Annotated in this window: 13 protein-coding genes and 1 pseudogene; 4 read left to right on the top strand and 10 right to left on the bottom strand. The window is 74.4% G+C overall.

The features are described from left to right. Nucleotides 1-82: 82 nt before the first annotated feature. Nucleotides 83-928, top strand: coding sequence for a GNAT family N-acetyltransferase (locus tag ACFFIA_RS14615; protein WP_377251269.1), 846 nt, complete (start codon nt 83-85; stop codon nt 926-928). A 49-nt stretch (nt 929-977) separates the two neighbouring features. Here the strand turns inward: ACFFIA_RS14615 and ACFFIA_RS14610 are convergent, their stop codons facing one another. The 3 genes from ACFFIA_RS14610 to lgt form a co-directional block, all read right to left on the bottom strand. After that, on the bottom strand, nt 978-3,950 hold the full coding sequence (locus ACFFIA_RS14610; RefSeq protein WP_377251085.1) for an AfsR/SARP family transcriptional regulator: 2,973 nt from the start codon (nt 3,948-3,950) through the stop codon (nt 978-980). 134 nt (nt 3,951-4,084) lie between these two features. After that, nucleotides 4,085-5,281, bottom strand: a complete 1,197-nt coding sequence (locus tag ACFFIA_RS14605) for an FAD-dependent oxidoreductase (protein WP_377251082.1) — start codon at nt 5,279-5,281, stop codon at nt 4,085-4,087. Nucleotides 5,282-5,311: 30 nt separating this feature from the next. Beyond that, entirely contained in the window at nt 5,312-6,556 is a 1,245-nt protein-coding gene (lgt, locus tag ACFFIA_RS14600; RefSeq protein ID WP_377251079.1) for a prolipoprotein diacylglyceryl transferase, read from the bottom strand. A gap of 121 nt (nt 6,557-6,677) precedes the next feature. Here lgt and ACFFIA_RS14595 point away from each other — a divergent pair, with 121 nt between their 5' ends. Continuing rightward, nucleotides 6,678-7,193: an NUDIX hydrolase gene (locus ACFFIA_RS14595; RefSeq protein WP_377251076.1), complete on the top strand. Its 516-nt coding sequence runs from the start codon at nt 6,678-6,680 to the stop codon at nt 7,191-7,193. Here ACFFIA_RS14595 and trpA read toward each other — a convergent pair. Genes trpA through trpC form a run of 3 tightly spaced genes read right to left on the bottom strand, consistent with a single transcriptional unit; the run spans nt 7,190 to nt 10,013 of the window. After that, on the bottom strand, nt 7,190-7,996 hold the full coding sequence (trpA, locus tag ACFFIA_RS14590; protein ID WP_377251073.1) for a tryptophan synthase subunit alpha: 807 nt from the start codon (nt 7,994-7,996) through the stop codon (nt 7,190-7,192). The genes ACFFIA_RS14595 and trpA overlap by 4 nt on opposite strands. After that, nucleotides 7,996-9,213, bottom strand: a complete 1,218-nt coding sequence (trpB, locus tag ACFFIA_RS14585) for a tryptophan synthase subunit beta (protein ID WP_377251070.1) — start codon at nt 9,211-9,213, stop codon at nt 7,996-7,998. The genes trpA and trpB overlap by 1 nt, the downstream gene beginning before the upstream one ends. Next, nucleotides 9,210-10,013 carry an indole-3-glycerol phosphate synthase TrpC gene (trpC, locus tag ACFFIA_RS14580; RefSeq protein ID WP_377251267.1) on the bottom strand — a complete coding sequence of 268 codons (804 nt, stop codon included), beginning with the start codon at nt 10,011-10,013 and terminating at the stop codon, nt 9,210-9,212. Before trpC ends, trpB begins: the two co-directional genes overlap by 4 nt. A 410-nt stretch (nt 10,014-10,423) precedes the next feature. On the opposite strand from trpC, the gene ACFFIA_RS14575 reads away from it, so the two are divergent. Continuing rightward, complete coding sequence (locus ACFFIA_RS14575) at nt 10,424-10,708, top strand: hypothetical protein (protein WP_377251067.1); 285 nt, start codon at nt 10,424-10,426, stop codon at nt 10,706-10,708. Here ACFFIA_RS14575 and ACFFIA_RS14570 read toward each other — a convergent pair. From ACFFIA_RS14570 to hisI, 4 genes and pseudogenes are all read right to left on the bottom strand, one after another. Beyond that, complete coding sequence (locus tag ACFFIA_RS14570) at nt 10,621-11,118, bottom strand: Trp biosynthesis-associated membrane protein (protein ID WP_377251064.1); 498 nt, start codon at nt 11,116-11,118, stop codon at nt 10,621-10,623. The two genes, ACFFIA_RS14575 and ACFFIA_RS14570, sit on opposite strands and share 88 nt — an antisense overlap. After that, a complete protein-coding gene (gene trpE / locus ACFFIA_RS14565) occupies nt 11,115-12,401 on the bottom strand; it encodes an anthranilate synthase component I (RefSeq protein ID WP_512700718.1) in 1,287 nt (428 codons plus the stop codon). Before trpE ends, ACFFIA_RS14570 begins: the two co-directional genes overlap by 4 nt. After that, nucleotides 12,399-12,782, bottom strand: a pseudogene (locus ACFFIA_RS42585) (anthranilate synthase component I); the annotation flags it as partial. The pseudogene ACFFIA_RS42585 and the gene trpE, both read right to left, overlap by 3 nt. Beyond that, nucleotides 12,779-13,189 carry a phosphoribosyl-AMP cyclohydrolase gene (gene hisI / locus ACFFIA_RS14560; RefSeq protein ID WP_377251058.1) on the bottom strand — a complete coding sequence of 137 codons (411 nt, stop codon included), beginning with the start codon at nt 13,187-13,189 and terminating at the stop codon, nt 12,779-12,781. The gene hisI and the pseudogene ACFFIA_RS42585, both read right to left, overlap by 4 nt. 945 nt (nt 13,190-14,134) lie before the next feature. Here hisI and ACFFIA_RS14555 point away from each other — a divergent pair. Continuing rightward, nucleotides 14,135-17,425, top strand: a complete 3,291-nt coding sequence (locus tag ACFFIA_RS14555; RefSeq protein WP_377251055.1) for a midas domain-containing protein — start codon at nt 14,135-14,137, stop codon at nt 17,423-17,425. The last annotated feature ends 68 nt before the right edge of the window (nt 17,426-17,493 follow it).

Raw genomic sequence — 17,493 nt, 5'->3', positions numbered from 1 at the left:
GACGTCGGCCCTGCTGAGTCCTTTGAGTCTACGTTAGGGGTTACTGGACTCCACCAGCGGAGATTGATCACACGTGGCTGAGATGTTCGAACGGTTGGAACGCTTCTACGACGCCGTACCCCGGGACGGCGCCCGCACCGAGGACTTCGGTGCGCTGGTGCTCTTTGTCCGCGAAGGACCAGGCTGGCCGTTCTACGCGCGCCCCCGCCTGGGCGCCGGCGAACCACCATCCGCGGCTGACATTACCTCGGTACGGGCCCGCCAGCGCGAATTAGGGGCACCAGAAGCGTTCGAGTGGGTACACGACGTGACCCCGGAGCTACTGGCGGTGGCTCGTTCCGCCGGCTTGGCCGTACTCGAAGCACCATTGATGGTCCTGGATCAATCCGCGCTGGCCACGCCTCCGGGCGCGGATGTCCGCTTCCTTGATCCGGCCGCGCCGTCCTTCGCGCACGACGTCGCGGTCCGGCGGGCCGTCGGGGCAGTGGGCTTCGGCACACCGGGCACGGGTACAGCCGCCGCCGGTCCCATGGAGCGGGACGAGGCGGTACTCCCGGTCTCGCCCGAAGAGCTTGAGGACGAGCGTCGCCAGATGGCCCGGGGCCGGCGAGCCTCGGCACTGGGATATTTGTCACCGCCGCCCTCCCCTGCCGAGCCCGGCCTTGAAGGCGTGCTGACCAGCGGCATCCTCCAGCGCGTCGGCGACGTGGCGGAGATCGCCGGCGTGGCCACCGTGCCCACGGCGCGCCGCCGCGGCCTGGGCGCCGCGGTGACCGCCGCCCTGGCCCGCCACGCCCTGGACAGCGGCGTCGACCTGGTCTTCCTCTCCGCCGGCAACGAGGACATCGCCCGCGTCTACGCCCGGGTCGGCTTCCGCCGCGTCGGTACGGCCTGCATCGCCACGCCGTCCCTCTTCCCCACCGCCTGACGCCAGCCGGGCGGAGTGGCAACGCCGGCCGGCACAGCGCGGGCGGGGCCTACACCGGGGGGATCAGGGCGCGGGCGGGCAGCGGCGTGCCGTCGCCGAGGGCGGCGCGCAGCGCGGCGGCGGTGGCTTCGGTGTCGGGGCGTTCGCAGGCGGGGACGGGGGCGCCGATCTCGTCGCGGATGCGGCCGGCGTCGGCCAGAAGCTCGGCGGCGCGGGTCGGGTCGTCGCGGCGGTGCACCTCGGCCAATGCCTCCAGGACGCTGGCCGTACGCCACCGGTCGCCGACTTTGCGGTGCGTGGCGAGGCTGAGCGCCAGGTGCTCCTCGGCCCGGTCGGCGCGGCCGGTGCGGAGCTCGACAAGGCCGCGCAGGTTGTGTGCCCAGCCGACCCCCTCGGGGAAGCCCAGCGCGGCGTACCGCTCCAGGGCGGCGTCGAGCAGGCTGGTGGCGCGGTCGGTGTCGCCGCGGTACAGGGCGACGGCGCCGAGATTCATGAGGGCGGAGGCGGCGGCCTCGGCGTCGCCCAGCCGCTCGAACCAGCGGCGACAGGCGCGCAGGCGCAGCTCGGCCCGGTCGAAGTCGCCGGCGAGCCAGGCGGTGAAGCCGCGCAGTTGCACCGCTCGTGCCTCCCCCAGCTCGTCGCCGCACTCGACGTAGATGGCGGCGGCCTTGTCGAGGTGGGCGGCGGAGGCCGTGTACTGGGCGCGCTCGCGGGCCACCGAGCCGAGGATCAGCTCCACGCGGGCCTCCGCGCGGCGGTCGCCCAGGGCGCGGTAGGCGGCGCTGGCGGCACCGGCGTACTCGGCGGCGGCCGGATAGTCGCAGAGCAGCATCGCGAGCATGGCGGCGTCGGCCGCGGCGGCGCCACGCAGCAGGGCGGGGGCACGCGTGTGGCGGGCCAGCGCGGCGCAGAGCCAGCCGAGGGCCTCGCGGTAGTGGCCCTCGATCCGGCAGAACATCGCCAGCGCGGTGGCCAGGCGCAGGTCACCGTATGGCACGGCGATCGGCCGCGCCTCGGCCAGCCAGGCCATCGCGGCCCGCAGGTTGGCCGCGTCGGCGCGGAGCCGGGCCAGCCCCGCCTCCTGGGCGTGGCCGCGCAGGTCGGCGTCGGCCGCCTCGGCGACGCGCAGGAAGTATGCCGCGTGGGCGGTGCGGGCCGCGGGCACGTCGGCGTGCAGCCGGGCCAGCGCGTGGCGGCGGATCGGCATGAGCAGCCGGTAGCGGCCGGCGTTGGACTCCACGAGCGAGGCGTTGACGAGCTGGTCGAGCGCGGTGGGGTCGGAGGTGGTGCCGGCCCGCACGGCGTCGGCCGCCACGGCGTCGAAGCTGCCCGCGAAGACGGCCAGCCGCTCGAAGAAGCGCCGCACGTCGGGGGCGAGCTGATCGAGGCTGGACTCCACGGCGGCGGCCACGGTGCGGTGGCGCGGCGGGGTGGTCGGGTCGGGACTGTGCAGCAGCCGCAGGTCGGTGCGGATGCGCGCCACGATCTCCGGCACGCTCAGCAGCGGTGTGCGGGCGGCGGCCAGCTCGATGGCGAGCGGCAGCCCGTCGAGCTCGGCGCAGAGCTGCGCCACGGCGTCGGCGCTCCCCTCCGGCACCGGACGGCCGGACCGGGCCTGGGCCCGCTCGAGGAAGAGGCGGGTCGCGGCGTGCGTGGCCAGCTCGGCCAGCGTGTGCCCGGCGGCCACCGCGGGCAGCGGCAGCGGCGGCACGGGAATCACCACCTCGTCCCGGGCCCGCAGCGGCGCCCGGCTCGTGGCGAGCATCCGCAGCGCCGGACACCGCTCCAGCAGCTGGGCCGCCAGCTCGCCGCAGCCAGTGACCAGATGCTCGCAGTTGTCGAGCACCAGCAGCACCTCGTGCTCGCCGACCTCCTCGGCCAGCGCGTCGACCGGGTCGAGACCGGGGTCTTCCCGCAGGCCCAGGGTCTCGGCGACGGCGGCTGGCACGCGTACCGGCCGATCCACGACGCTGAGGTCGACGAACCAGGCCACCGGCCCGCCCTGCCGGCCCGCCGCGGCGATGGCGAGCCTGGTCTTCCCCGCGCCGCCGGGGCCGACCAGCGTGACCAGCCGGTGCCCGGCGAGCGCCGTGCCGATCTCGGCGAGCAGCGCGTCGCGGCCGAGCAGGCTGGTCAGCGGCACGGGCGGCGCGGCGACCCGCCGGGGCGCGCGCGGCTCGGGGCGGGGCGGGGCCGGCGCGTCGGCGATGTCGCCCCGCTCGGCGGCCGCGGCGAGCGCGCGCAACCGCTCCCCCGGCTCGACGCCCAACTGGTCGGCGAAGGTGCGGACGGCCCGCTCGTAGACCGACTTGGCGGCGCCCCGGCCGTGGGCGAGCAGCGTCGCGGTCAGCAGCAGCTCCCACCGCCGCTCGCGCAGTGGATGCTTGGCGACGCCCGCCTCCAGCTCGGCGGCGGCGGCCGCGGCGGCGTCGGTGGCCTCGATGCCGGCGACCACAGCGGCCCGGTCGGCGACCGGAGCGCCGCTGGCCCGCACCGCCTCGGCGGCCCGGCGCAGCACGCAATCCCACCGCTCCTCGCGGGCCCGGGTGCGGCTGTCGCTGAGCCGCTTGACCTCCGCGGCCGCCCAGCCGCCGAGCGCCAGCCCGTCGAGGGGCCCCTCGGCGCGCCATCGGGTCAGCGCGCGGTCGTAGAGGGAGATCGCCTCGGCCAGGTCACCCCCGGCCCGGCGGGCGCGGGCCCGCCGCAGCTCGTCCTGGTAGCGAAGGGCGTCGACGTATCGCCCGGCGAGGCGCATGCCGGACGCCCGGGTCTGCAACGCTCCCCGCAGCCCACCTCGGGCCAGCGCGCCGGCGAGCGCGGCCGCGTCACGGTCGAGGGCGACCGGGTCGAGGCCGGCGGCGTTGAGCTGCGCCCACCCCACGATCTCACCGGCGCGCAGGCCGAGGACCGCGAGCAGCCGGCGTGCGCCGCTGGCGAGCGGGATCGCACCGCCCGGACCAGCCAACTCCACCGGCCCCAGCAGCCGCACCTGCCCCGGGCGTACGCGAAGGCCATCGGTCATTGCGCGTAGTGTGCCCCTCGCGTCAAGCAACGGTCAGCAGCCGTTCGGTTCGACTTCGGCCCCCGGCGCGGGCCGCCCATGTTGTCCGCCCGGCGACGCGGCCACCCCCTTCGGGCAGTTTGGCCGGGCGCGGGTCAGGCCGGGGGTTTCCAGGCCGCCGCGGCGGTCGCCGCACTCCCCATGAGGCGGGGGCTGATCGTGCCCAGCGCCGCGTCGCGGGCCCGGAGCGCGAGGCGGCCACGCGCCTGGAGTACGGCCGACATGCGCCGGGTCTGGCGTACGACGGTGGCGGCGCGGGACCGGCGCTGGCGGGAGTACTCGGCGATCGCCTCCCGCACCTGCCGCCCCGGCGCCGCGTCACGGAGCACCGAGCGGAGCGTCGCCGCGTCCTCCAGCGCGAGGCAGGCGCCCTGCCCCAGGTGGTGCGGCATCGCGTGGGCGGCGTCGCCGAGGAGCGCGAAACCGCCGGTGCCGGCCGGGAAGCCGTACTCGCGGGGCAGCGGCCGCAGCTCGCGTACCTCCTGCTGCACCAGGTCGTCGGGCTCGGTGGCGGCGAGCAGGTCACCGATCGGGGGGTGCCACCGCGCGAACCACCGCCGCAGCAGCGCGAGCTGGGTCGCCGGCGGCTCGGGGCGGGGCGCGCCGGCGGCGGTGGCGACCCAGTAGATGCCGCCGCGCGTGGAGCCACCGGACGAGCCGCGCTGGCCGAGCTGGGCGGCGACGAAGCGGTATCCCGCGCCGAGCGTCTCCCCCACCACCGGGCGGCCCTCGTTGAGCGGTGGCACGCGGTACCAGGGGATGACCGCCCGCCACGCCGCGCAGCCCGAACTGACCACAGTGGACTCCGGCGCCAGCCGCCCGCGCACCGCGCTGTCGATGCCGTCGGCCGCAACGATTACGTCCGCCTCGTACGTGCCGCGGTCGTCGCTCACGGCGGGGCGCTCGCGCTCGTTGGCCCGCACCGTGCGCACGGCCGAGCCGGTGCGGATCTCCACCTGGTCGCCGAGCCCCGCCACGAGCGCGTCGTGCAGGTCTTCGCGGTGCACGATCACCGGCCCGCGCCCGCCCGTCCCGCGCGGCTGGACGAGCCACTGCCCGTCCGGCCGGCGGATGCCGCTGTCGGGCAGCGGCGTGGAGATCGCGTCGAGCCCGTCGGCCAGGCCGAGGGAGTCGAGGGCGCGCACCGCGTTGGGCCACAGGACCAGCGCCGTGCGGTCGGCCCGGACCCGGTCGTCGCGCTCCAGCACGGTCACCTGCCAGCCGGACCGGGCCAGTGCGCCCGCCACCGCCAGGCCGCCGATGCCCGCCCCGACGACCACAGCCGTACGCATGGGTGGCGCCCCCTCGCTACTCGCGATCCCTCAGCGGTCGTCGGTGGATCGGACCGCGCGCTCCGGTGGGTCGGAGTCGGCATCCGCCCCGCCGGCCGGGTCATTGTCGCCACCGGAGGCGGCAGCGGGGTCGGACGCGCCGTCCGCCTTCCGCGCGGCCGGGCGGTCGTCGTCGCCTTCGTCTTCGGTGACCGCCACGTCGCCGGTCTTCTCGGCCGGATCGTCGTCGGCGAAGTCGTCGAGCAGGTCGTCCGCCCCGCCCCGCGGCTCGTCGTCGGGCGGCAGCTCGCCGGTCTCCTTGAACCGTAGGTATTGCTCCTCGGTCACCACGCGGTAGCCGCTCGGCCCGGCCGCCGCCCGCTCCGCCTCGTTGCCCGACACGTCGCGCTGCGAGACGTCGCCGCCGACCGTGACAAGCTCCGGCGCGACCTCCTTGGGCACGAGGAACTCGGCGAAGCCGCGGGTGCGCACGAAGTACGCCAGAGCGGCGAGGAAGACCAGCACGGAGACCCACACGTTGACCCGCGCCCCGGCGATCACATTGGCCTCGTCGGTGCGCATCAGCTCGATCCAGAACCGCCCGGCCGTGTAGCCCATCACGTAGAGCGCGAACGCCCGCCCCCGGCCCAGCTTGAGCTTGCGGTCGACGAGGAAGACGACCGCGGCGACCCCGACGTTCCACAACGCCTCGTAGAGGAAGGTCGGATGGTAGAGGTCGGGCTCGACGATCGGCTGGCCGTTTTGGTCGAGGAGCGCGTGGCCGGGGTTGTCCGGATCCATCTGGTGGATCTCCAGGCCCCACGGAAGGGTGGTCACGCGGCCGTACAGCTCGTTGTTGAACCAGTTGCCGATCCGGCCCACCGCCTGCGCGAGGGGCAGGCCCGGCGCGACCGCGTCGGCGACGACGGTCAGCGGGATGCCGAGCTGGCGGCAGGCGAGCCAGCCGCCGAAGACGCCGCCCGCGACGGCGCCCCAGATGCCGAGGCCGCCTTCCCAGATCTTGAACGCGTCAGCCGGGCTGCCGCCCTCGCCGAAGTATGCCTGCGGCGAGGTGATCACGTGGTAGAGCCGCGCGCCGACGATGCCGAACGGCACCGCCCACACCGCGATGTCGAGGACCGCCCAGGGCGGGGCACCACGGCGGCGCAGCCGGAACTCGGTCACCGCGCAAGCGACGGCGATGCCGAGGACGATGCAGAGCGCATATGCCCGGATCGGGACCGGACCAAGCTCCCAGACCGCTGAGCTGGGGCTCGGGATAGCGGCGATTGTCACGGGTGAACACGCTACCTTCGTGGACCGGGCTCGCGTTAGCCCGGTCACGCCCAAATCGGGCAGAGGTTCAGAGATGAACGAAGGCTGACTAATCGGTTAGGCAGTCGTACGCTCTTTGGACATGAGCTCTTTGACCTCAGCGGTCGCGGCGGTCATCACCGACCCCGCCGGTCGCGTGCTGCTCTGCCAGCAAAGTCAGGGGCACCGGCTGTGGTGCCTGCCCGGCGGTCGCATCCGCCAGGCCGAGAGCCCGGTCCACGCGGCGATCCGCGACATCCGCGAGGAGACCGGCCTGGAGACCCACATGGTCGACCTTGTCGGCATCTACCAACTCACCGGCAACGCCTGCGGCGAAGACATGCCCGACGTGCTCAAGTACGTCTTCCGCGGCCAGATCGACGGCGGCGAGGCGAGCGTCAACTCGCCCGGCCGCATCTGCTGGCTGTCGTGGCACGACCCCGCGGCGCTGCCCGACCCGATCACGCCCGTCGCCCGCGCCGCGATCGTCGACGCCGTGGCCGGCCACTCCGGGGTGCTGCGCCACGTGGAGCGCGACAGCGAGCCGGAGATCCCCGACGCCGAGTCGACCGAGACCGACTCGACCGAGGCGGAGCCGCTCGCGACCGCCGCGAGCTAGGCGACCCGCGTGACCGCCCGCACACCGCGGGCCAGGTCGGCGCTGAGCGTGCGCAGCGCCTCCAGCCCGGCGGCCTCGTCGGGCGCGTCGAGCACGCACCGGACCAGGGCGCTGCCCACGATCACCCCGTCGGCGAAGGAGCCGACCTCGGCGGCCTGCGCGCCGTCGCGTACCCCCAGACCCACGCCGACCGGCAGGTCGGTGACCGCCCGGACCCGGGCGACCAGCGCGGGCGCCGCGGCCGACGTCTGGTCGCGGGCGCCCGTGACGCCCATGACCGCGGTGGCGTAGACGAAGCCCCGGCAGTGCTCCACCGTCATCGCGATCCGCTCGTCGGTCGACGACGGCGACACCAGGAACGTGCGGTCGAGCTTGTGCGCGTCGGAGGCGGCCAGCCACTCCTCCGCCTCGTCGGGGATGAGGTCGGGCGTGATCAGCCCGGTGGCGCCGGCGGCGGCGAGGTCGCGGGCGAAGGCGTCGACGCCGTACCGCTCGATCGGGTTCCAGTACGTCATCAGCACGACCGGCACGCCCGTGCCCGCCACCGCCTCGATGGCGCGGAGCGTGTCCTTGGTGCGGACGCCCCGGGCGAGCGCGATGTCACTCGCCTTCTGGATCACCGGTCCGTCCATGACCGGGTCGGAGTACGGCAGCTCGACCTCGATCACGTCGATGCCCGCCTCGGCCATCGCGATCATGGAGGCGATGCTGCCGTCGACCGTCGGGAAGCCAGCCGGCATGCAGCCGATCGCGACCGCCCGCCCCTCGGCGCGCGCCTTCTCGAAGACCTCCGCGAGCCCCATCAGGAGATGAGCCCGAAGTAGGAACCGGCGGTCTCCACGTCTTTGTCCCCCCGACCGGAAAGGTTGACGATGATGGTCGGCTCGCGCCCCAGCTCCTCGGCGAGCGCTGGCACGATCGCGAGCGCCCCGGCCAGCGCGTGCGCGCTCTCGATCGCCGGGATGATCCCCTCGGTGCGGCAGAGCAGCTGGAACGCGTCCATCGCCTCGGCGTCGGTCACCGGCAGGTACGCGGCCCGCCCGGCGTCGTGCAGCCACGCGTGCTCCGGCCCCACCGCGGGGTAGTCGAGCCCGGCCGAGATCGAGTGCGACTCGACCGTCTGGCCGTCTTCGTCCTGCAGCACGTACGTCCGGGCGCCGTGCAGCACGCCCGACGAGCCGCCGGTGATGCTGGACGCGTGGCGGCCGGTGGCGATGCCGTCGCCGCCCGCCTCGAAGCCGTACAGCCGGACGCCCTCGTCGCCGACGAACGCGTGGAAGGCACCGATCGCGTTGGACCCGCCGCCCACGCACGCGGCCACGGCGTCGGGCAGCGTGCCGGTCTGGTCGAGGAACTGCTGCCGCGCCTCCACCCCGATGCCGCGCACGAAGTCGCGAACCATGGCCGGGAAGGGGTGCGGTCCGGCGGCCGTACCAAGAAGGTAGTGCGAACTGTCCACACTGGAGACCCAGTCGCGGAGCGCCTCGTTGATCGCGTCCTTCAGCGTGCGCGAACCGGTGGTGACCGGCACGACCGTGGCGCCGAGCATCTTCATCCGCGCCACGTTGAGCGCCTGCCGCTCGGTGTCGACCTCGCCCATGTAGACGACGCACTCGAGATCCATGAGCGCGGCGGCGGTGGCGCTCGCCACCCCGTGCTGGCCCGCGCCGGTCTCCGCGATCACCCGGGTCTTGCCCATCCGCTTGGTGAGCAACGCCTGGCCGAGCACGTTGCGCACCTTGTGGGCGCCGGTGTGGTTGAGGTCTTCGCGCTTGAGGTAGATGCGCGCGCCGGCGGCCGCGGAGAGGCGGTCGGCCCGGTAGAGCAGCGAGGGCACGCCCGCGTAGTCGCGCAGCAGCCGCCCGAACTCCGCCTGGAACGCCTCGTCGGCCATCGCGTGCCGGTATGCCGCGTCGAGCTGGTCGAGCGCGCTCACCAGCGCCTCGGGCACGAAGCGCCCGCCGTACCGGCCGAAGTGGCCGCTCACGTCGGGCAGCAGCCCCGCCGCGGAGGCGTTCACCGGACGGGCCTTGGGGTGGCGGGGTGGTTGCCCGCGTTGACCAGCTCGGCCACCGCGTCGCGAGGGCTCTTCTTGGTGACCAGGCCCTCGCCGACGAGGACGGCGTCGGCACCGGCCGACGCGTACCGGATCAGGTCGTGCGGGCCCCGCACGCCCGACTCGGCGATCTTGACGACGTTGTTGGGCAGGCCGGGCGCGATCCGCTCGAAGACCGAGCGGTCGACCTCGAGCGTGCGCAGGTTGCGGGCGTTGACACCGATCACCTGGGCACCGGCCTCGAGCGCGCGGTCGGCCTCCTCCTCGGTGTGCACCTCGACGAGCGCGGTCATGCCCAGCGACTCGATCCGCTCCAGCAGGCCGGTCAGCACCTTCTGCTCCAGCGCCGCGACGATCAGCAGCACCAGGTCGGCACCGTGCGCGCGCGCCTCGTGCACCTGGTAGCTGGAGACCACGAAGTCCTTGCGCAGCACCGGAACCCCGACCGCGGCCCGCACCGACACCAGGTCTTCGAGCGAGCCGCCGAACCACCGCCCCTCGGTGAGCACGCTGATGCACCGGGCGCCGCCCGCCGCGTACTCCGTCGCGAGGTCGGCAGGGTCAGGGATCTCGGCGAGCTGCCCCTTCGACGGCGAGGAGCGCTTGACCTCCGCGATCACGCCGACGCCGGGGCGGCGCAGGGCCGCGTAGGCGTCCAGCGGTGGCGGCGCGGCCGCCGCCAGCTCCTTGACCCGCTCCAGCGAGACCCGCTGTTGTCGCAGCTCGACGTCCTCCCGCACACCGGCGAGGATTTCGTCGAGCACACTCGCGGGTCCCCCGGCGGCCGGCTTGCCGCCCTCGTCTTCCGCGTTCGCATGCTCAGCAGTCACCAACGGACTCCCCTTTCCGGGTGTCATTCGCCCGATGCTAGGGGGCGCCACGGAGGTGTCCGAGTCCGGGGTATGGCACGCCTCACCCGATGGACTCGGGCATAATGCCCGACCTGGGCTATCAAGATCAGGTGGCGACGCAGTGACGAGGCCGAATCCTCTCCAGCGCCCGGCCGCTGATCCGGCTGTTCGCCGCGTCACGTTCACGCCCCGCGGTGGCCACCTGCCCGGTTGGTTGCGGGACACTTGACGCACAGGTCATCGACCCGAAACAGACCTCTCGCACGATCACTTTCAGGCAGACTGTTCGACGGTGCCCGTCACCTGAAACCCGGAGCGCAGCCATGAGCAACACGCAGCCCAACGGCCTCGTCGAGATCCCTCGTTCGGTCCTCTCGATCGCCGTTGGCATGATCGACACGGTCGAGCGGGCGGTCATCGGGCCGGCCAGGGTGCGCACCGCCCGCGGCAACGCGTGGGAGGCCATCTGCGCCGACCGGGCTCGCGCCGACCGCCACGACGAGGTGCGCCGCCTGGTCAGTCAGCTCAGCGTCGGGTCCTCACCCCGGTCCAGCGCGTCCCAGGCCGCCGTCGGCCCCTCCGCCGGCCGCCGCCCCGCCCGCTCGTAGCGCGCACCGAGGCCGGGCCACAAAGCCCCGCGCACGGCGGTGAGAGCGCCGCCGGCGGCGAGTGACAGACCGCCCGCCAGGCAGGCCAGGGCCCACGCCGTGGTCTCGGTGAGACCGTAGGCTCCGCCAGCCGCGACCCCAAGACCGACAAGCAGCAGGAGTACGCCGATCCACCGTCGCGCCCAGCGACGAGTTGCGATGATCGCGCCCGACCCGGCGAGACCCACCACCGCCAAGGGGGGCAGCCAGGGCAGGATGTCACCCCCGGAGCGGGGCGTCCGTAGGGGCGGGAGCGGCTCGGGCCTCGTCACCACGTCGACGGCCCAGGTGCGCGTGGCGGCGAAGAGGGCGAGTCCCGCGCCGGCGGCACACAGCACGACGGCGTAGACCAAGTGGCGTCGCTCGTTCATCGCGCTGGTCGCAGGGTCTCCGCGGCGGCGATGGCCGCCAGCACGGCGGCCGCCTTGCTCTGCGTCTCCCGCTCCTCCGCGGCCGGGTCGGAGTCGGCGACGATGCCCGCGCCCGCCTGCACGTAGGCCCGCCCGTCGCGGATCAACGCGGTGCGGATCGCGATCGCCATGTCCATGTCGCCGCCGAAGCCGAAGTAGCCGACCGTCCCCCCGTACAGGCCGCGGCGGGTCGGCTCCAACTCCTCGATGATCTCCATGGCCCGCACCTTCGGCGCGCCGGAGAGCGTCCCGGCCGGGAAGGTGGCGGCGAGCGCGTCGAACGCCGTCTGGTCCTCGCGCAGCTCACCCACCACGGTGGAGACGATGTGCATGACGTGGCTGTAGCGCTCGATCGTCGCGAACTCGGGCACCTCCACCGTGCCGGGCCGGCAGACCCGCCCCAGGTCGTTGCGGCCGAGGTCGACAAGCATCACGTGCTCGGCCCGCTCCTTGGGGTCGGAGATCAGCTCGGCGGCCAGCGCGCCGTCCTCCTCCGGCGTGGCGCCGCGCGGGCGGGTGCCGGCGATGGGGTGAAGCAGTGCCCGCTGCGCGGTGCCTCCGCTCCCGCCGGTCACCTTCAGGTGCGCCTCCGGTGAGGAGCCGACGATGTCGAAGTCGTCGAAGCGGAGCAGGTACATGTAGGGGCTGGGGTTGGTGGTGCGCAGCACGCGGTAGACGTCGAGCGGGTCGGCGGTGGTCTCCCGCTCGAAACGCTGGGCCACCACGATCTGGAAGCACTCGCCCGCCCGGATCGCCTCCTTGGCCACCTCGACCGCCTTGGGGTACGCCCCCGCCTCCGTGCGGCTGTGCACCTCGCCCATCGGCGGGCTGTCCACTGTGGAGATCATCGGCGGGATGGGGCGGGAGAGCGCGGTGGTCATCGCGTCCAGCCGCCCGACCGCGTGGTGGTACGCGGCGTCGCTGTCGCCGTCGACGATCGCGTTGGCCACCAGGATGGCGCTGCCCTCGTAGTGGTCGAGCACGACCAGGTCGGTGGCGAGCATCATGCCGAGTTCGGGCAGGCCCAGGTCATCGTGGGCGAGCGCGGGGAGGCGCTCGAAGCGGCGCACCAGGTCGTAGCTGAGGTAGCCCACCATGCCCCCGGTGAGGGGCGGCAGCCCTTCGACCTCGGCTGCGCCGCTTCGCGTCCCCTCGGCGTGCGCGGCTGGCGCGGTGCTCTGCGGCGTGGCTGGCGCGGTGTTCTGGTGCGCGGTTGGCAGGGTGCCCTCCGGCGCGGCTGGCACGATGCCCTGCGGCGCGGGCTTGGCGGGGCCCTGGTGGGTCAGGGCCGCGATGGTCTGCTTGAGGACGTCGACGACCTCGCCCTCGGTGGGCAGGCCGGCCGGCGGCGTGCCCAGCCAGGCGGCGCGGCCGTCCCGCTCGACAAGCGTGGCCGCGCTGCGCACGCCGATGAAGGAGTAGCGCGACCACGCGGTGCCCGCCGAGCCGGCTCCCTGCTCGGCCGACTCCAGCAGAAACGTGCCCGGCCCGCCGGCCAGCTTCCGGTAGACCCCGATCGGCGTCTCCCCATCCGCCAGCAGCCGCCGCGTGACGGGCACGACGCGGCGTGTGGCGGCGAGCGCGCGGAAGGAGGCGAGGTCGGGACTGACGGCACCGGTGGTCATGCTGCGTCTCCCTGTGTGGCCGGCGGTCCCGCCGTGAGGGGAAGGTCGTCGAAGAAGCACGTGCGGTTGCCGGTGTGGCAGGCGGCGCCCACCTGCTCGACCGTGACCAGGAGCGTGTCGCCGTCGCAGTCGATGGCGACCCCCTTCACGTACTGGTGGTGGCCCGACGTCTCGCCCTTCACCCAGTACTCCTGGCGGCTGCGCGACCAGTAGGTGGCCCGCCCGGTGGTGAGCGTGCGGTGCAGGGCCTCGTCGTCCATCCAGGCCATCATGAGGACGTCACCGGTGGCGTGGTCACGGACGACCGCGGCCACCAGCCCGGCCTCGTTGCGGCTGAGGCGCGCGGCGATCGTCGGGTCGAGCGCGGACGGTCGGGCGGCCCCGATCGGCGGTTCAGGTACAGGCACGGTGTCCAATTGTTCCGCACGGGAAGTGGTGCTCGTCCGGGGGCTGTGCGAAGGACGGCTGGACGGTAGGTTGTCGGTGCGCCGCCAGGGTCTTTGGCGGGGTGCCCAGTTGTCATGCTGGGCCAGAATCGCAACGGTTCGGCGCGACGTCCGCCTTCCCGTGGGCTGCGCACGCCGAAGATCGCATACGGGCGCACCGGGCACCCCGGCATCCGCTCGCCGGGGCCCAGCCGAGCGGACGGAGGACACCACGCCATGCAGCCCACCCCCACGCCTTTTCCAGAGCCGGCCGACCCAGACGCCACGGCGGCACTCCCGATCGTGACGCCGGGCGGCGCCCTCGTCCCCACACAGCGCCCGCCCGTCGAGCAGACCGCCCTCAACGAGCCCACCACCGAGATCCCCATCATCGTGCCGCGCGACCGGGCCGAGGAGGCCCCACTGCCGCCGCTCGCCAGCCAGCTCATCGAAGCCCAAGCCCCCTCCTCCACCGAGCCGGCCGCGGTCCCGTCCCCGTCCTCTCCCGACCCCTCCGAGGTCGGCCCCCCGGTGAGCCCAGACCCCGAGGCGGCGGTCACCGCTTCTCCCGAGGCGGCGGTCACCGCTTCTCCCGAGACCGAGGCCCCCGCGGACACAGACGCTGAGCCCTCAGCGAGCGCGGACGCCTCCCTGGACGCCGACGCCTCCGCGGCCACGGACCCTGAGAAACCTGCGAGCGCGGACGCCGAAGCGGCGGCAGACCCCTCGCCCGACGCTGAGGCCCCTGTGGACGCCGACGTCGAAGCGGCGACGGACACGGCCCCCGACGCCCAGGTCCCCACGGACACGGACGCCTCGCCGGAAGCCGAGGCTTCGGCAGACACGGACGCGGCGGTGGAGCCGGAGGCGTTGACCGAGGCCGACCCCACGGCGGCCGACGCTCCCGACACCGGTGCCGCTGGCACCGTGGACGCGGCGGAGACCGTGGACGCGGCGGAGGCAGAGGCAGAGGCAGAAGCAGCAGAAACGGTGGGCGCCGTGGACGCAGCGGAAGCGGACGAGGCCGTTGAGCCCGTGGACACACCGGACACGGTGGTGGCGGCAACGGACGGCTCGACCGAGGCTGCGGAGGGCACCGACTCGGAGGCCGCCACCGCTGGCGAGGCCGAGCCCGAGGCCGTCACCGACGTCGTGGTGGACACCGACAGCCAGGTGGACCAGGAGCAGCAGCCCGATGCTGCGGGCGACACGCTGTTCGAGCCCGAGTCCGACACCAGTGCCGCCGTCCTCACGGCGCCTGAGATCGCGGCCGAAGCCGAGCCCGCTGCCGAAGCCGGCCTCGCCACCGAGACGGGCGCCGCTGAGCCGATCGCTGCCGAGCCCGACGCCGCTGAGTCCTACGCCGCTGAGTCCGACGCCGACGACGATGGCGGGGCAGTCGGGGAAGGCGAAGCCGCCACGGAAGACGAGCCTGTCGCGGAAGACGAAGCCCCCACGGAAGACGAGCCTGTCGCGGACGCCGAGCCCGCGCCGGAAGCCGACGCGGAGGCGCCGACCGTAGCCCTCGCCATCGCGACCGAGTCCACAACGGACACCGACGCTGACGCCGAGCCCAACTCGGTCACGGACACGGACACCGAGCCGGCTGCTGTCGACGCGGAGGGCACCTTCTCGGAGGCTCCCGCCGGGCCGGAGCCCACCGCTGAGCCCGACGCCGAAGCGGATGCGGAAGCCGAGCCGGCCACGACGGCGGTCGATGCAGTCGATACGGAGACCGAAGTCGACGCGGAGGCGGCTTCCGACGCGGAGGCCACGCTCGCGGACTCGCCCGAGCCCGAGCCCGAGGCCGAGCCCGAGGCCGAGCCCGAGGCCGAGCCCGAGGCCGAGGAGGCCCCGGCAGCCGAGGACGGCGAGGACGCGGCCGCCACCGATCCGGCGGCAGCCCTTGCCGACACCGAGACGGTGGAAGTGGCTGCCGCATCCGACGAGCCCGAGGCGGCTGCGGTCGAAGCCGACACCGACGACGACGCGACGGACGCGCGGGCCGATGCCGGCACGACGGACGAGGACACGGCCGACCCGACTGCCGGCGCCGGCAGTGCCCTCGACGAGGCCGAGCCCGCCGAGGCCAACGAGACCTCGGCCAAGGCAGCCGGCGACAACGACGCCACGATCGAGGCCGAGGCTGCCGGCTACAGCGACGCCACCACCGAGGACGAGGCCGGACCGGACGAGCAGACGGCCGAGGGCGACACGCTGGTCGCGGCCGAAGCGGCGCCGGACGAGCCAGTGGCCGAGGGCGACACGCTGGTCGCGGCCGAAGCGGCGCCGGATGAGCAGGCGAGCGATGGCGACGCCGAGACCGAGGCAGCGTCGGCGGAGCAGGCGAGCGACGCGGACACCCCGGCCGAGGTCGAGGCAACGTCAGCCGAGCAGGCAACCGATGACGCCCCGGCAGAGACCGAAGCGCCGTCGGGCGGGCCGGCGAGCGAGACCGGGACCGCCACGGAGGCCGACGCCGTGACCGGCGAAGAGCCGGACCACGCCTCCGCTGAGGAAGCCGACGCGGAAGCGGACGTAGCGGAAGCGGACGTAGCGGAAGCGGACGTAGCGGCCGACGCCAGCGTTTCGGAAGCCGGCGACGACGACGCGGAGACGGCCGACGCCAGCGCCGCGACCGAGGCCGACACAGCGGCCGAGACCGACGCGACCGACGCCAGCACCGCGGCGAAGGCCGACGCCGTCACGGAGGCCGACGCACCGGACGCCCCCGCACTCGACGCCGACATCACGGCCGAGGCCGCGGCGGGGGCCGAGGCCGACGACAGCACACCGGACGCGGCCGCCGAGACGGGAGACGTCGACGCCACCGACGCCCCGGAGACCGGCACAAGCCTTGAGACCGGCACAAGCCTTGAGACCGACACGACGCCGGCGACCGACACCGCCTCCGAGACGGACGCGACGCCCCGAGGCGAGACGACCGCCGAAGCCGACGCCACGGCCGAAAGCGAGACGACGACCGAAGCCGACGCGGCGTCTGAAGGCGAGACGACGGCCGATGCGGACGCGGCGCCAGAGACCGATCTGACGGCCGCGGCCGACGCGGGCATCGCTGACGCGGCCCCCGAAGCCGACGCCGGCGCGGGCACCGCTGACGCGACGGCCGAGGCCGGGGACGAAGGCGGCGCGGCGGTCGAGGACGGTGCCTTGGCGGAGGCTGGCGAGGGCGTCGAAGCCGCCGAGGACGTCCAGAGCGACGAAGCCGCAGCCGCGCCGGGCGGCGATGCCAGCGTGGATGGGCTTGGCGCTGACCCCGACCTGGACCTCGACCAGCCGGCCGAGGTCGGTGCGCTTGCCGCGCGATCAGCGCCGCTCTCGCCCGCCGACGCTCCCGCCGAGGACGTGCCCGGCATCAACGGGGCGGCCGTCGCCGATGCGTGGGCGGGGCCGGAGGACGGGGCGGCTGACGAGATACTCAACGAGGAGGACATCATTCAACCGATAGATGCCGCCGCCGGGCGGGACGAGGTCCTGGCTGTGGGCATTCAGGAGAAGGACTGGTCCAACCCGGAGCCGTACGTCGTGACGGTGACGGCCAGCGGTACGCCGGACGGCGGCGACGACCACGAGTGGACCAGCCCGCCCGCCGACGGCCTGCCCCCCGTGGGCATCCTCGCCGCGCCGTCGGAAGAGCCCGACCAGGACGAGCCCGCCCACACCGCGACCGCCCAGAGCGAGCCCGCCCAGAGCGAGACGGCCACGGACGAGGCCGCCGAAGGCGCGACCGACGCTGAGGGCATCGCGGGCGCGCCGGCCACCGTCGCGAGCGGCGACGACGCGGACGAGACCGCCGAACTGGACGCGGCCACGGCGGCCGGCGCCGCGGCGCCGGCGGCCATCGCCGTACTCGGTGAAGGTGAGACGGCGGACGGCGAGATCGTTGCCGACGACGGTGGCCAGCAGCGGCCGGGCGACCTCGCGGAGACGCAGATCGCGGTCTGGAGTGAGGAGGCGGCCCAGCGGTTCCGCGAAGACTGGCAGCTCATCAAGGCCAACTTCGTGGACGACCCGGCCGCCGCCGTCGCCCAGGCGCAGGCGCTCGTGGCGAGCGCGGTGCACACGCTCGGCGAGCGGCTGCTGGACGAGCAGGTCGACCTCGACCCGCGCCGCCAGTCGGAGTCGCCGGACACCGAGGCGCTGCGGGTGGCGATGCGCCGCTACCGCGACTTCCTCGACCGGGTGCTCGCACTCTGAAACACCGGACGCTCGCACCCTGAAGCCGCACGCGGCTCGCGCGAGCCGACATCAGCACGAAGCGGGGG

The organism is Phytohabitans kaempferiae (genome assembly GCF_042433955.1).
Lineage (GTDB): Bacteria > Actinomycetota > Actinomycetes > Mycobacteriales > Micromonosporaceae > Phytohabitans > Phytohabitans kaempferiae.
This window is presented reverse-complemented; position numbering and strand designations above follow the sequence as displayed.

Coding starts and splice junctions, on each gene's coding strand:
- ACFFIA_RS14615 (WP_377251269.1), top strand. CDS start 83: ATGTTCGAACGGTTGGAACGCTTCTACGACGCCGTACCCCGGGACGGC.
- ACFFIA_RS14610 (WP_377251085.1), bottom strand. CDS start 3,950: ATGACCGATGGCCTTCGCGTACGCCCGGGGCAGGTGCGGCTGCTGGGG.
- ACFFIA_RS14605 (WP_377251082.1), bottom strand. CDS start 5,281: ATGCGTACGGCTGTGGTCGTCGGGGCGGGCATCGGCGGCCTGGCGGTG.
- ACFFIA_RS14595 (WP_377251076.1), top strand. CDS start 6,678: ATGAGCTCTTTGACCTCAGCGGTCGCGGCGGTCATCACCGACCCCGCC.
- trpA (WP_377251073.1), bottom strand. CDS start 7,996: ATGGGGCTCGCGGAGGTCTTCGAGAAGGCGCGCGCCGAGGGGCGGGCG.
- ACFFIA_RS14575 (WP_377251067.1), top strand. CDS start 10,424: ATGAGCAACACGCAGCCCAACGGCCTCGTCGAGATCCCTCGTTCGGTC.
- ACFFIA_RS14570 (WP_377251064.1), bottom strand. CDS start 11,118: ATGAACGAGCGACGCCACTTGGTCTACGCCGTCGTGCTGTGTGCCGCC.